General features: G+C 41.8%; 16 protein-coding genes. 12 read left to right on the top strand and 4 right to left on the bottom strand.

Annotated features, from left to right (window positions below):
• Positions 1-18 precede the first annotated feature (18 nt).
• Positions 19-666, bottom strand: a complete 648-nt coding sequence (locus QF041_RS05985) for a TetR/AcrR family transcriptional regulator (protein ID WP_307412873.1) — start codon at positions 664-666, stop codon at positions 19-21.
• 237 nt (positions 667-903) lie between these two features.
• On the opposite strand from QF041_RS05985, the gene QF041_RS05980 reads away from it, so the two are divergent.
• From QF041_RS05980 to nspC, 5 genes are all read left to right on the top strand, one after another.
• Positions 904-1,740: a TetR/AcrR family transcriptional regulator gene (locus QF041_RS05980; RefSeq protein ID WP_307412871.1), complete on the top strand. Its 837-nt coding sequence runs from the start codon at positions 904-906 to the stop codon at positions 1,738-1,740.
• 277 nt (positions 1,741-2,017) lie between these two features.
• On the top strand, positions 2,018-3,277 hold the full coding sequence (locus QF041_RS05975) for a cytochrome P450 family protein (protein WP_307412869.1): 1,260 nt from the start codon (positions 2,018-2,020) through the stop codon (positions 3,275-3,277).
• A 113-nt stretch (positions 3,278-3,390) separates the two neighbouring features.
• The gene (locus QF041_RS05970; RefSeq protein WP_307412867.1) at positions 3,391-3,528 is read left to right on the top strand and encodes a hypothetical protein; all 138 of its coding nucleotides are present in this window, start codon (positions 3,391-3,393) and stop codon (positions 3,526-3,528) included.
• Positions 3,529-4,212: 684 nt separating this feature from the next.
• Positions 4,213-5,451 (top strand): saccharopine dehydrogenase family protein, encoded by a 1,239-nt coding sequence (locus tag QF041_RS05965; RefSeq protein ID WP_307412866.1) that lies wholly within the window; start codon positions 4,213-4,215, stop codon positions 5,449-5,451.
• Between the two features lies 1 nt (position 5,452).
• On the top strand, positions 5,453-6,580 hold the full coding sequence (gene nspC / locus QF041_RS05960) for a carboxynorspermidine decarboxylase (protein ID WP_221819364.1): 1,128 nt from the start codon (positions 5,453-5,455) through the stop codon (positions 6,578-6,580).
• Between the two features lie 174 nt (positions 6,581-6,754).
• Here nspC and QF041_RS05955 read toward each other — a convergent pair whose 3' ends face one another.
• Positions 6,755-7,528 (bottom strand): SDR family NAD(P)-dependent oxidoreductase, encoded by a 774-nt coding sequence (locus QF041_RS05955; RefSeq protein WP_307412863.1) that lies wholly within the window; start codon positions 7,526-7,528, stop codon positions 6,755-6,757.
• 111 nt (positions 7,529-7,639) lie between these two features.
• Here QF041_RS05955 and QF041_RS05950 point away from each other — a divergent pair, with 111 nt between their 5' ends.
• From QF041_RS05950 to QF041_RS05920, 7 genes are all read left to right on the top strand, one after another.
• Positions 7,640-7,996: a MerR family transcriptional regulator gene (locus tag QF041_RS05950; protein ID WP_307412862.1), complete on the top strand. Its 357-nt coding sequence runs from the start codon at positions 7,640-7,642 to the stop codon at positions 7,994-7,996.
• Positions 7,997-8,086: 90 nt separating this feature from the next.
• Positions 8,087-8,959 (top strand): YitT family protein, encoded by an 873-nt coding sequence (locus QF041_RS05945; RefSeq protein WP_036670902.1) that lies wholly within the window; start codon positions 8,087-8,089, stop codon positions 8,957-8,959.
• Between the two features lie 248 nt (positions 8,960-9,207).
• Complete coding sequence (locus QF041_RS05940) at positions 9,208-9,549, top strand: DMT family transporter (RefSeq protein ID WP_307412861.1); 342 nt, start codon at positions 9,208-9,210, stop codon at positions 9,547-9,549.
• Between the two features lie 3 nt (positions 9,550-9,552).
• Positions 9,553-9,867 carry a DMT family transporter gene (locus QF041_RS05935; protein WP_307412859.1) on the top strand — a complete coding sequence of 105 codons (315 nt, stop codon included), beginning with the start codon at positions 9,553-9,555 and terminating at the stop codon, positions 9,865-9,867.
• 135 nt (positions 9,868-10,002) lie between these two features.
• Complete coding sequence (locus QF041_RS05930) at positions 10,003-10,200, top strand: hypothetical protein (protein WP_026081084.1); 198 nt, start codon at positions 10,003-10,005, stop codon at positions 10,198-10,200.
• Positions 10,201-10,416: 216 nt separating this feature from the next.
• Positions 10,417-11,550 (top strand): serine hydrolase domain-containing protein, encoded by a 1,134-nt coding sequence (locus QF041_RS05925; RefSeq protein ID WP_307412858.1) that lies wholly within the window; start codon positions 10,417-10,419, stop codon positions 11,548-11,550.
• A gap of 245 nt (positions 11,551-11,795) precedes the next feature.
• Entirely contained in the window at positions 11,796-12,938 is a 1,143-nt protein-coding gene (locus QF041_RS05920; RefSeq protein ID WP_307412856.1) for a DUF4309 domain-containing protein, read from the top strand.
• A gap of 199 nt (positions 12,939-13,137) precedes the next feature.
• Here QF041_RS05920 and QF041_RS05915 read toward each other — a convergent pair whose 3' ends face one another.
• Positions 13,138-14,013 (bottom strand): DMT family transporter, encoded by an 876-nt coding sequence (locus QF041_RS05915; protein ID WP_307412854.1) that lies wholly within the window; start codon positions 14,011-14,013, stop codon positions 13,138-13,140.
• Positions 14,014-14,173: 160 nt separating this feature from the next.
• Complete coding sequence (locus QF041_RS05910; protein WP_307412853.1) at positions 14,174-14,734, bottom strand: TetR/AcrR family transcriptional regulator; 561 nt, start codon at positions 14,732-14,734, stop codon at positions 14,174-14,176.
• Positions 14,735-14,866 lie beyond the last annotated feature (132 nt).

The raw sequence follows: 14,866 nt of genomic DNA, 5'->3' as shown, positions 1-14,866 counted from the left end.
TCTCTATTTTACACTCCTCTATGATGAATGTGGATGGTTGGCATGTTCGAATCCTGCCCGCAAATGATTAAACGTAATTTCCAAAAATTGATCGAAGGTTAAAGCACCGGGCTTGGTATCTTCAGTAATGACTTGTCCGGGCAGCAACACATTGAGTCTTCCATCAATTAATGGCAGTATCGATCCATATAGTGCGTTAATCAGAAGATAAGTATAGATCTCGTCATATTTCCCGTTAGATAAGTCTAATAAGGTATCTTGTGCCTGCGTCTGCATCCGGTGCATGGCTCCAAGATAATGTGGTTCTAACACGGGATAGGTCTGAGATAGTGATACTAGTTGATGAAGCCTTCCTAAGAGTTCTGTTGTAAGCTGCATCTTGATCAGGTTATACAGTACGTCAAGCAAAGAGGCATTGTCGGGCATTTTGGTAAGTAACTCTTCGAGTTCGGTTGTATTCTGAACGGATATTGCGCCTCTTGCTACGGCTTCTTCTTTACATGTGAAGTAGTTTGCAAATGTTCTACGTGAACAACCCACCTGATGCACGATATCTTCGACCGTAAAACCATCGAGTCCGTGTTCAAGAGTCAGTTCAAATGCAGCACCAGCAAGTGCTTTTTCAGTCGCTTCTTTTTTCAAATGTCGCAAGTTTCGTTTAATCATTATTCTCCGCTTATGCGTTCACCTCCAATATCAATGAATATGGTTTAATACTTTTTAAGAAGAGCACACTTACTGAATATGCACTTTGTGAGGTTTATCATAACAATTAGTTGCCCATTGTGCAAATTTACTCATTGTGCAATTATTTTTATATGATATCTATACTGCGAATCAATGCTTCAACTCCTGAGGGATGAATGTTAAAATCAATAGAAAAACTTGGGGCGATAACGAGATATGAGTAGTCGTAAACAAAGTTTATTGGAAACAGCACTTGCACTATTTTTAGAGCATAGCTATGCAAATACAACAATCCAGATGATCCTGGATCAATCAGGTGTATCCAAAGGCACATTCTACAAATTCTTCAGTTCCAAAGAAGACTGTTTATATTCGATTATTGATCAGCGTATGCAAGAGGATGTTTTCATTCGCAAAGAGCTTGAACAAAACCACTATACATCGGATTATGACCTGCTCGTAGATCAGATTGCGATTCCTATGTCTGTACCTAATAAAGAGCGAGTATGGGAATTATATTGGACGGGTTTTTATTCCGGGGAGATCAACTCAGCCAAACTGGCTACAGTTCACCTAAAATGGCTGTCCACACGCTTGATTCAGGTGTACGGGAACGATATTAGCTTATATGCCAACGAAGGGGCAATATTGTGCTACGGCATATTACATCAGATTGCCAATACATCAAGAAGTCTAAATACGCAAAAACCAGTATGGAGCGAAGTGGTTCCAAAAGTACTAACGTACATTGAAGTGATTCTAAGAACAATGCACCAGAGAAATGAACATATTTTCGACTTTCAGTCTCTCTATTTCCTGAATGCCGATGAGCGTAGCCATGATATGGGTCTGGACATCGACAATGTATTGATCGAATTGGATGAGTTCAACAACCGTGTTCAAAAATCCAAGGAATCTGCATCATTGAAGCAACTTTCGAAGGGGCTTTTAGCGTTATTACAGGATCAGACAAGAGGATTTAAATATTCCTGTAATCGAAGTGGTGCTTCAAGCGTTTCACAAAGAGTACAAATCCAGTGCGTTTCAATCTGAAGCCAATAGACTGACCGAAGCCTGTTGGTGGTATTTGGAACTGGTGAAGCAACGTAATTAGTATGGGGGTTGGCTTAAAGCCAACCTCTTTTTTTGCTTTTTTATGCTTGTAGTTATTATTAATATACTATTAGTATATTAATAAAGTGTTGTTATAACAGTTGTTTTGTGCTGTTTAAACTATGGGATTTGAAATTAATTATACGAGTAGTATATAATCAAAATGAACATATATTTCCATAGATTTGAATAACTTCACTTCGAAAGGAAGATTTATATGAATAACTCGAATAACCAGACATCAGAAAAAGTAGAATTTAATTTGTTTAGCGAAGAACATAGTAAAGATCCATTTGCCATGTTTGCACAGCTGCGTGCCAAAGGTTCCGTTGTCCCTATTCCTAATCCGATGGGTGGAGCAGGGCAAACCTGGATTGTAACTCGGATGGACGTTGCCATGGAAGTGCTGAAAGATCACTCTCGATTTACGGTAGATATGAACTCTATTGATAGTGGCAATGATATTCGAAAGAATCTCTCAGGCGAGCTTGGTTCATCGGAACCCCAGACTTTTTTTACCGGAAAGTCGATGCTCTTTGTTGATGAACCGGATCACCGTAGACTGCGTAGCCTGGTTTCGAAAGCGTTCACTCCAAGATATATGGAAAGCCTGCGTCCACGCGTCCAGGAAATTGCCGATGAGTTGATTGACCAATTCGAAGGAAAAGGAGAGATGGATCTTGTAAAAGACTATGCCTATCCTTTCCCAATCAACGTTATTTCCGAGATGTTGGGTATACCTCAGGAAGACCGACCTCAGATCCATGTATGGTCTGAAGCCATTGCAAAAGGTCTTGGTTTTGGTAAACAGGACCCTGCCGTAGCGCAGCACTTGCGATCATTTGCAGAGTACACCTCACAGCTTGTGGCGAACAAACGAGTAGAACCTTCTGATGACCTCATCAGTCAATTAATTGCGATTGAGGAGGAGGGTGATCGATTGAATGAAGATGAATTAATATCCATGATCACGTTATTAATCTTTGCTGGACATGAGACAACTTCCAATCTGATTGCAACCGGCTCTTATCTTCTTCTGACCCATCCCGAACAACTTGAACAACTGAAACAAGATCTGAATCTGGTTCCTTCTGCAGTGGAGGAGTTGCTACGATATAACGGACCCGCCACTTCTTCAGGTCCTCGTTATGCAATACAGGACACGGAGTTGGATGGACAATTGATTCAAAAGGGAGATGTTGTGATTCCCCTCCTGAAATCAGCGAATCGGGACGAACAGCAGTTCACTGACCCCGAAGAGTTGGATATCGAACGCAAAATAAAACGGCATTTGGCCTTTGGACACGGCATCCATATGTGCCTTGGCGCTCCACTTGCTCGTGTAGAGGGGGACGTGGCGTTTACTACGCTTTTACGACGGCTACCGGATCTTCAACTCAGTATTCCTCAGGAAGAGATTCATTGGCACTCTGCTTTGTCATCACAGGGATTGGCATCGTTGCCCGTAAAATTTTAATAGATACACTTAGTGTGACTCACTGGAGTATGACGAATTGTCGTCATACTCCTTTTTTATAATGATGATAGAACGGTATGAACAAGAAGCATTCCAATGGAGTGAACATGCTAATGCAAAAACATAAAATTGAGTACATAAATTTTGTTGTAGAGGTAAACCTTATGAATAAAGATGAACTTTTTATGCATAAAGCCATTGAGATTGCTTTGCAAGCTCGCAAAGAAGGAAACGAATCATTTGGCCCATGATCTATTAGCGGAAATTGCTGGAAGCAACATTATGATCACGTGTGAAGAAGTATTTGAGAAAAGTCCTCAAAAGCCTGAAGTAGTGGGGGAATTACTAAGCGCAGAAGGCTTGAAAGTATTCGAAGGATATCAATTTCTTTCTTAGTCCTCGTTCGGAAAAAAATTAATTTTTAATTATTGCTTGATTTTTTTTTCAACGTCTGATAGTGTAAGACCTGTGATTTTGGGAAGTTAATTTATCAATATGAATTAGAGCTTTCCAGCAGATAATTTTGACCACTTCACCAGGAAGTTAAGGCCATACGGACAGCCGGGTCAAACGCCGATTGGCAACTTACGTTGCTTTATTGATTGAGTTCAAAGCTCAAATTTTATAAGTTGGTTACTTTACAACCAGTGCAATTGCACATCAACTTGTGAAACGGTCAATAAGAGTGGTAAAGGCGAATTATTTGCTATATAGACTCTGATCCAATATTGATATACATGAAGGAGCTTTCCGCCAAAGGAGTTCTTGTGAACTTTTTTGGTCATGGAGACTTCACGTCTTTTTTATGATGTATATCGATAAGCAAGTGTGATGATGCGCGATTGCGAGCATTTTTCACCTTGCTTTTTTTGTTGTCTTGTTGTCACCGTATTAAACCAATTAAAAAAATACATATTGGGATAGGAGAATGTAAAATGGGAAAAGCACTAATCATCGGCGCCGGCGGCGTTGCTTCCGTGGCAGTACACAAATGCGTTCAAAACAGTGAAGTTTTTGAGGAAATCTGCATCGCGAGTCGTACAAAATCCAAATGTGATGAACTCAAAGCCAAGCTGGACGGCGGAAAAACAAAAATTACAACAGCACAAGTTGATGCTGACAATGTTGACGAACTGATCGCTCTGATCAACGAAGTTAAACCGGATATCGTTATGAACCTTGCTTTGCCGTATCAAGATCTGACAATCATGGATGCTTGCCTTGCAACTAAAACAAATTACATGGACACAGCTAACTATGAGCCACATGATACAGCGAAGTTTGAATACAGCTGGCAATGGGATTACAAAGAGCGTTTTGAACAAGCAGGCATCACTGCATTGCTCGGTAGTGGATTTGACCCAGGCGTGACAGGCGTATTCTCCGCTTATGCCTTGAAGCACTACTTTGACGAAATTGAGTACATCGACATTCTGGACTGCAATGGCGGCGACCACGGCTATCCGTTCGCAACCAACTTTAACCCTGAGATCAACATTCGCGAAGTATCTGCGAACGGAAGATACTGGGAAAATGGTGAATGGATCGAAACAAAACCGATGGAAATCAAACGTGTCTACGACTTCAAAGAAGTTGGCGAGAAAGACATGTACCTGTTGTACCATGAGGAACTGGAATCTTTGGCAAAAAACATGCCAGGTCTGAAACGTATCCGTTTCTTCATGACATTTGGTCAAAGCTACCTGACTCACTTGAAAGCTCTTGAAAATGTAGGTATGACTTCAATCGAGCCTATTGAATATGAAGGTCAACAAATTATTCCACTGCAATTCCTGAAAGCAGTACTGCCTGATCCAGCATCCCTTGGACCACGTACTGTTGGTAAAACAAACATTGGTTGTATTTTCAAAGGTAAAAAAGACGGTCAAGACAAAACATATTATGTTTACAATATCTGTGATCACCAAGAGTGTTACAAAGAAGTGGGTTCCCAAGCGATCTCTTACACAACAGGCGTTCCAGCTATGATTGGTGCAGCAATGGTCATGACAGGCAAATGGAACAAACCAGGCGTATACAATGTAGAAGAGTTCAACCCAGATCCATTCATGGAAGAGTTGAACAAATGGGGCCTCCCATGGGTAGAAGACTTCAACCCGGTACTCGTTGATGAGCTGCCAGAAGAAGTTAAAGAATCGGAGCTTGTTCGTTAAAATGCGGTTCGAGCAATTACCGACACCATGTTTTGTTGTTGACGAGGCGCTTATCGAGAGAAACCTGAAAATCCTGAACGGTGTTATGCAGCGTACAGGTGCCAAAATCGTGCTGGCTCAAAAAGCATTCTCCATGACTGCGATGTATCCGCTGATTGGAGAATACCTGAGCGGTGCAACGGCGAGTGGTTTGTATGAAGCACGCCTGGGCCACGAGGAAATGGGCAAAGAGAACCATGTCTTTGCTCCGGCATACCGCGCAGAAGAGATCGACGAGATTCTCTCCATCTGCGACCATATTATTTTTAATTCTTTTTCACAGCTTGCAAAATTCAAGGATAAGGCGCTTCAGGCTGGCCGTAAGGTCGGCTTGCGCGTCAATCCAGAATGCTCAACCCAAGAAGGACACGAGATCTACGATCCATGTTCTCCAGGTTCGCGTTTTGGCGCGAAACTTGAGGATTTCGATGCAAACATGTTGGAAGGTGTCTCCGGATTACACTTCCACACGCTGTGTCAGCAAAATTCCGACGATCTGGAGACTACGTTGAACGCAGTTGTTGAGAAGTTCGGACAATGGTTGCCGCAAATGGAATGGATCAACTTCGGTGGTGGACACCATATCACACGTGAAGATTATGATATTCCAAGACTGGAAGCATGCATCAAGCGTATGCAGAACGACTATGGCCTGGAAGTATATCTGGAGCCGGGAGAAGCTGTTGCGCTGAACGCGGGTTATCTGGTGACCTCTGTGCTGGACTTCCATAAAAACGGTATGGACATCGCTATTCTGGATACTTCAGCTACGTGCCACATGCCGGATGTACTGGAGATGCCATATCGTCCGCCGCTGATCGGTTCGGGAGAAGTAGGTGAGAAAGCCCATCTGTACCGTCTTGGTGGACAAACATGTCTGTCTGGTGACGTAATTGGGGATTATTCATTCGATCAGCCTCTACAAGAAGGCGACCGTCTGGTATTCGAGGACATGGCGATTTACTCCATGGTGAAAACCAATACGTTCAACGGCATGCCGCTTCCAGCGATTGCAGTCAAAAGAAAAGACGGCGATTGCGAAGTTGTCCGTGAATTCGGATATCAGGATTTCAAAATGAGGCTGGCATAATTACTTCATTATATAGTAAGCATTGAATATAAATACAAAGAAGGGAACCTGGAGACAGGTTCCCTTTTTAACGTTAACTGATGTTTAACGATTAGATTTAATGATGTTTATCAGTGAGGTTAGATGAATGTTTACCGGTATTGAGCCGACTTGGCTTCGACTTCAGTTTTCGGGTTAATTTTGTGGTTTCGAGGCTGCTCTTGCAGCGTATGGAAAGATCGGTTCTCTTAGTTCAAAGTCATACGTCAACCCATCCACAATGCCCACTACACTCTCACTGTCATACAACTCCAGCAAAAATCCAGCCATTTGTTCCGCCGTATGGAACTTGGGAACCCTGCCTTCATATTCAAACTCATCTACATTAAAGGAATGTTTCGCAAATTCCGTCTCGGTTGCAGCCGGAGCGAGCACCTTGGCCTGCATCGCTGCGTTCTTGCCTTTTAACTCTTGCGCAAGTCCTTCCGTAAAGGCACTAACATAGAACTTGGTTGCGCAGTAGGTTACTGCATCGGCTACAATCGTATATCCACCACCAGAGGAGATATTAATGATCTGTGTGCCATCAACATTTGCATAATCACGTACATACAGGGAAGAAAGAATCGTAAGAGCTTCTATATTAAGATGAAGCATCTGCTCAATCTTGGGCAGGTGTTGTTCACCAACGGAAGCGAAATTCCCGAATCCTGCATTGTTAATCCAAGTCTCAATGGAATAAGCCTGAAGACTTTCATAGAATTCATGCACATTAGCGGCAATAGACAGATCCACTGTACGAATGACAACATCCAAATCAGGATTGATTTCAGCTACTTTTGCTTTTAATTTGTCCAATTCATCGGTTCTGCGTGCAGCCAGGATCATATTTTTGCCACGAGCTGCAAAAGCTAAAGCCGCTTCATATCCAATGCCTGAACTGGCACCTGTAATCACTGTATATTTCATGGGAATTCCTCCTGGATCTGATTTCATTTTTTATTGTGATGTCACCACGAGTTGATTATACTGATTAGAGCTTACTCTAAGTCAAGCGGGAAAATGGAGGGGAGGTTAACCATGTATACCATTGGTGAAGTGGCAGAATTACTCCATATCAGTCCACATACGTTGCGTTATTATGAGAAGGAACAGATTGTAACTCCTCTCCGAGATGCGAGTGGAGACAGGCGGTACAACGAGTCACACCTGAAATGGCTGCAATTTGTGATCAAATTAAAAGAGACTCAGATGCCCATTGCTACCATTAAGAAGTATGCGTCTTTGTTTCAGGAAGGAGAGCATACGGCGGCGGATCGTTTGAAGCTACTGGAGGAGCATAAAGAGTCGATTCAAAAACAGATGCACATACTTAACACAGCAGATGAGATGCTTGAGCATAAAATTTCGTCGTATCGAACGCTCATCGGACAATGAACTAACACACACAATTGACGATCTATTGCCAAAACAGTGATTTTTATTATAGACTGTTTTTTATCGGTTGTTCATCAAGGGGGAAATGCAATGCATCAAAACAGAAAACAAAAGTCAAACAAGTTAAAGATTCTCTCCAAAGTATTATTGATTATCATTGGGGGATTTATAACAGCATATGGTCTCGAAGCCATATTGATCCCGAATAATGTCTCAGATGGTGGTGTCACAGGTCTGAGTATCGTAGGATCACAACTGTTCGGATTACCACTGGGGATGCTCATCGGGATTATTAACATTCCATTTGTGTGGCTAGGGTACAAGCAAATCGGAAAAAGCTTTGCGTTATATTCGATCATCGGTATTGCTTCACTCGCAATCAGCACCAGTCTGATGCACCATGTACCAACCATCATTGAAGGTGATACCTTGCTTGTTACGGTTGTTGGCGGGATTATTATCGGTTTTGGTATGGGACTTGCATTACGTAATGGTGGCGCATTGGATGGCATAGATATGCTGGCTGTACTCCTTTCGCGAAAAGTACCTTTTGGAACCAGTGATCTCATCCTGTTCCTCAACATGTTTGTATTTATTGTCGTTTCTACCGTGTTTGGTCTGCAAGGCGCGATCTTGTCAGGACTTGCGTATTTTATTGCTTCTAAAGTAATACATATTGTTGAAGAGGGCTTGAGCGGCTCCAAAACGTTTAAAATTATTACGAATCAACCTGAGATTATGGTTGAAACCATTCGGGATCGCTTAGGCCGTGGAGCAACGTATACCGAGGCTTACGGTGGCTACTCTAATGAGCAATTCAAGGAAATTACTTGTGTCATTAACCGGATGGAAGAGAGTAAAATTAAAGATATCATTCACGAAATTGACCCAACTGCTTTTGTAGTCGTATACGATGTAGCTGAAGTGAGAGGCGGTAATTTCAAAAAGAAAGATATTCACTGATACGAAAAACAAAATGGACTTAAACGTGTTAGTCAACCAGAAACTTCTGGTTGGCTTTTTTGTTTGTTCACAGCTTAACTGGGAGTTTTAACAGGAGGATTTTCTTGTTAGTTTGAAACGAATATTTAAATTTGCAATTAAAATAAAGGTGGTTTATTATTATATCGAATGATACAAATAACTATCATTATTGAATGTAAATGTTGATCACAAAACAACAACATGAATGCAGAAGAGGAGAATGTTTTATGGCGTGGTTATTCCTTATTCTTGGAGGGATTTTAGAGGTAGGTTGGGCATTAGGTTTGTCATTCTCCGATGGTTTTTCGAAAATCGAGATCGTAATCCCCACGGTTATTTTAATGATTGGCAGCTTTTACTTCTTTGCAAAATCCACTAAAGTACTTCCTGTATCAACGGCTTATGCGGTGTTTACTGGACTTGGTTCATTTGGAACCGCAATTGTGGGAATGATTTTTTTAGGGGACTCCGTAAGTGCAATCAAAATCGTGCTGGTCATGATATTAATCAGTTGCATCATCGGTCTGAAATTTGTATCCAATGAACCTAAACAAAAGGCAGGTGTATAGAATATGAGTTGGTTTTTCTTGATCTTGGCTGGTTTATTTGAAGTTGGCGGTGTAATATTTCTGAAACTTTCAGATGGATTCACCAAATTGAAACATACATTGATGTTCACTCTATTTTTGGGGTTAAGTTTCATTTTTCTTTCCCTGTCTTTGAGAGAGATACCAATCAGCATTGGTTATGGAATCTGGACAGGTATTGGGGCATCGGGCAGTGTACTATTAGGGATGTATGTATTCAAAGAGCCCAAAAATGCAAAGAAATTGGCTATCGTTAGTGGGATTATCGTCAGTATTGTGGGATTGAAACTAGTCTCTTAACTGGATAAATTAGCTGCATTAACAACGGAACGATATCCATCTCATCTATATTCATGCATAAGTACAGCTCTCTTATGGAAAACTTCTGTAGTACGAATTAAATTGCATGACTTTAAGTATGTATGGGAGGTTAGCATGGTGACAAAACAAGACCCGCAAGAGCTTTTGAAGCAAAAACACGAGCTGGATGAGCAAAAAAGACAGTTCACTAATTTTTCGCGAAATATTTCCGGTCATGGTGAGGTTGAAGCTGGTCAAGAGTTCAGTGTTGACCGGGTACCAGATGATCAAAACCGTATGAAATCGGTTGAGAACAGACGCGGCGAAGTCTAAAACGTTACAACCTAAGCTGATCCTTTATTGGATCGGCTTATTCGTGCGAAGCATTTTATTGAAGAGGAAGATATAGTTGTAATTGTACATAGGACAGTATATAGGTGGTGGTCAATCGTTGTAAAAGGTCGTATATTATTAATATGTGGATTGTGGGATTGAATATGGACCACATCGCAAAATGATAAACGATTTTACATAGAAGGACGGGAAAAAATGGACTTTAAACCGCTTGCTTCATTTATCGACCGCATCACATCCTGGCGTATACCGTGGGCAGAGGTGCTGGTGATGCATCGAAATGATACCGTTTTCCATTATCGTAATGGATACGCCAATCTGGAAGAGAAAACACCTATCGGTGATGGAGCGATCTTCAATCTATATTCCATGACAAAAATTATGACTTGCGTGGCAGGGCTGCAACTGGTGGAGAAAGGGGCAATGCTGTTAAGCGATCCCTTGTCTGATTATCTGCCAGAGTATGCTGAGATGACCGTAAAGAAAACGATGGCGAACGGGGAGATTCGACTGGAAAAGGCGACAAGAGCCATTACAGTACGCGATTTGTTCACTATGACTGCCGGGTTCTCGTATGACGTTGGTTGTCCAAGCATTCAGGAAGCTGTTAAAAGCACCGACGGAACATTGCCAACACGCGACTTCGCGAGAGCGCTTGCAAAAGAACCGTTGCTGTTTGAACCAGGGACACACTGGAATTACAGCATGTGCCATGATGTGCTGGGAGCCTTGGTGGAAGTGGTAAGTGGCAAAAGCTTTGGTACGTATCTGCGGGACGAAATTACTGGACCACTTGGCATGAACGATACAGCGTTTAATCTGAACGATGAGCAGCAGAAGCGCCTGATTCCGCAGTATGCTTACAATGATGAGCTTGAGAAGGCTGTCCGTCTGGACGGCAATGGATTCCGTGTGGGTACGGAGCTGGAGAGCGGTGGTGCAGGTTTGTTGTCAACCGTTAGTGACTATGCACTTTTCTTGAACGCACTTACTGGGCGTGGTACGAGTCCCGAAGGCGTGCGCATTCTATCACAAGCTTCAGTGGAACTGATGCGAACGGACCACCTGAACGAGATGACTCGTGCTGATTATTCCTGGGATCATATGTATGGATACGGCTATGGACTGGGTGTTCGTACACATATCTCCAAAGCAGGAAGCGGCTCACTGAGTCCAATTGGCGAATTTGGATGGAGCGGAGCTGCTGGTTGTATGGCTATTATTGATCCGGATTCAGAACTTACGGTTATGTATGCCCAGCATCTGCTGAATAGTCAGGAGCCATACGTTCAACGACGCTTACGTAATGTGGTGTACTCCTGTCTGTAAATGATATCGTATTCGAAGTTACTTGAAGAGCCGCTATATAGCGGCTTTTTTATGTTATATGGATCGAAAACTATTGATTCAGATTGTTATATATTTCTTTATTAGAAAGGGTATGTTATCATTCTTAGGAAAATAGTACTAGTAGGAGGATATGCTTATTGAACATAACCTATATTAATTACATAGTTTGATCAAGATTAAAGAGCTGTTAGATTTTTATTTTTTTACTCAAAGGAGAGTCATCGATGATACACCCTAAACACAATGCAAAATGGGCTTCTCTGGCCGTACTTACCTTAATCGCCTATGTTCTGAGCGCATTACTTCTGCTACCACCCAATGCTGCTGCCAAAGGAGAGCAAATCTCCGCCAAACAGCTCGAAAGTATGAGCCGGCTTTCATTTACGCTTCGTGATGCCAAGCAAACGGCTTATACCGTTTATATTTTCGCTTATGATGAACAGAAGAGAACGCTGACCGAAGAAAATGGTTGGACCAACAATAAAAAAGGCGACAAGAGTTATTCAGGCACGTATCGTGCAGCTTTGTTGAAAAAAGGTGCAGCATACGGAACTGTTCAGGCAGCAAAACTGGATCTGAATACGATTATTTTGCCTCAAACCTGGAACTTCGTTGTGAAGAGCAAAGAGGCCAGTACACCAGACATGCTGATGATCACCGATTGGGGAACTTCAAATATGAATGAAGTCAAAACGTATATTGTTCGTAACGGTGAACTGCGTCGTGTAACGTATGTAGAGAACAATGGGAAAAAAATGGGAGACTCGTTCTACGCCATCAGGGATGGTGGGATACGTACTCTTTCAGGTGCTCGAGTACAATTTAAAAATTACAACAATGTTCATTTTGTCTATGAATTCGATACATTTAAGTTGAATGTGAATAAATTGGAAATGCGGTTGGAAGATACGCGTAACCTTCGTTCAAGAGATTGGCCAAACTCGGGTGTTGGCGATCGCGCTTACCTGAAAAGCCTGAAGGAAGCCGCTTTAAAGGGTGTATTGCCAGGGCGGACGGACGTTAAGATTGGCATGACGCTTCAAAATGCTCAAAAAAAACTTGGGAAACCAACCTCTCGTTCAAACGAGGAATGGGGAGCGTATTATTATTATTCTAAATTCGGTGTCGGGTTTGATTCATACATGCACGAGCTTACCAACAAATCACGTATTGCCGTTTTTGATTTGTACAATGAAAAGCAGAATCTTTCACCATGGAATGTGAAAATATGGATGGGGAAACCCTCCTCAGAATACTACAATGAAGTCGTTGGTGGTTATGAGATGGTATACCAATTAGGTAATCACGCAATTGTATTCAACTATGAGGAAGAAGAGGACTTGATTGACTTTACGAGTATATATTAAGGTGTAGCATCGTAAAGAAATGAAAGCATAGCTTAATCACATTTACAAAAAAAAACCGCTGATTAGCGGCTTTTTTTGTTATCCATGAAAGTGGGACGCGTAGTCTATTTCATTGAAGTGTTATTAGAGCTTTGCACAGAACGCACACGATTGACTAAGTAAATGCCAACCGACACGAACAGTAATGCAGCCAGATTTTTCAGTTCAAGAATCGTTTCCCCCCCAGGAATAACGCTGATAATAAAGCTCCAAACACAGGGATTAGGAAGTTATAGACAGACACTCTTCCGACCTTGTTGTACTTGAGAAGCATATTCCACAAACAAAATGCGACGGATGACAGCAAGGCCAGGTAGATCAAGTTACTGGTGGATTCCAAGGTGAAATGAGTAACCCGACCGCCGAGCAATAGACCTAACAGCGTAAGCACCAGTCCCCCAACGAATAAGCTGACACCTGTTATGATCAGAACATCGATCGTAGCGGTGAGACGTTTTGCGTAAAGGGCCGTAACGGAAAAAACAAGTGCTGCTATAATAACGAACCCTTCGCCTGTGAATGAAAAGGAAAAAGCAAGCAGATCCGTATGGAAGTTTACGATGATTACACCAACAAATCCGAGCAAGCAGCCAACAATTTTATTTCTGCTTAATTTGTCGTTTTTATAGATGAAATGGGCCAGAACAACACTGAAAAAGGTCGTAGTTGCGTTCATAATGGAGCCTTTGACACCCGTTGTATTGGCTACGCCAACGTAGAAAAACATATATTGCAAACTGGTTTGTAATATACCTAACATGATGAGGCCTGTCCACTGAGGTCTGGACAATTGGAGCTTCTCTTTTCTAACGATACGAGACAGGAGCAAGAGCAGCAAGCCCGCCAGTGTAAATCGATATCCTGCAAATACATACTTGGAAGCAATATCTTCCGGCAGAATGTTAAACGCGATATATCCAAGTTTGATGGATGGGTACGCACTTCCCCATAACAAGCAACACAGGCTTGCCACGAGCATGACAAAAATGGGATCACTAAATTTACTCGGTTTCTCAAGGGTATTTCTCTCTATCACTTTCGATCTTCTCCTCACATTTCATGTACATATGTATGTATGAATCTATTAATATCCTCACTGACCATATCACATATCGCTAATGTTTGTAATGATAATTAATGAACCGCTCTTCAATTGGTAAGATTATAAAGAAGGAACGGTTCAAGAGGGGTCTTTGTTATAGATTCCTTTCTAATAAAATCCCAACTTGTTCTGCGACAATGTGAGGTTGACGGGGTAATCCATTCGTGAAATAGGATTCCACGATGCCAACGATTGCTGTACCAAAGAACGTGAGAATAACTTCTTTCGTTAGTCCTTTATTTTTTCCCTCCGTTACATTCACCTCATCTTCCAGTTCTTCAATGACAAGTGCCAGGAAGCGATTGCGGAAAAAAGGGGCTCCTTTACTCAGTAACATAGCCGAGAAGAATGAATAGTGAACTTCAAAATAATCGAACCACAGCACATTGCTTTCTATAAAATCAAGATCGGATGCTTCCTTGCACAATTTCCTTAGTTCATCGATATGTTCTTCGATTAATTTATCCAGCAAGTCAAATTTGTCCGAATAGTGATGGTATATCGTTCTGCGGCCGACATTTGCATGATCAGAGATATCTTGCATTGTAATGGTATCAAAAGGTTTCTCGTTCATGAGTTTGATAAAAGCGGATTTGATCGCTTCCTGAGACTTAAGTATTCTTCGATCTGTGATAGAAACGATAGTAATCACCATTCTTTCCAGAGAGTAGTTGCACAAATGTTGTTCCTTTGCGCCATAAGGCACAGATCGGGTCCATTTGATCCTTGCAGAGGCAGTGCAATTATTTTATATTATACACCAATGTGCGATATCGCACGTATGTGT

Source organism: Paenibacillus sp. W2I17 (assembly GCF_030815985.1).
Lineage (GTDB): Bacteria > Bacillota > Bacilli > Paenibacillales > Paenibacillaceae > Paenibacillus.
Note: the sequence above shows the minus strand (reverse complement) of the source record. Positions and strands in the feature narration are given on the sequence as shown.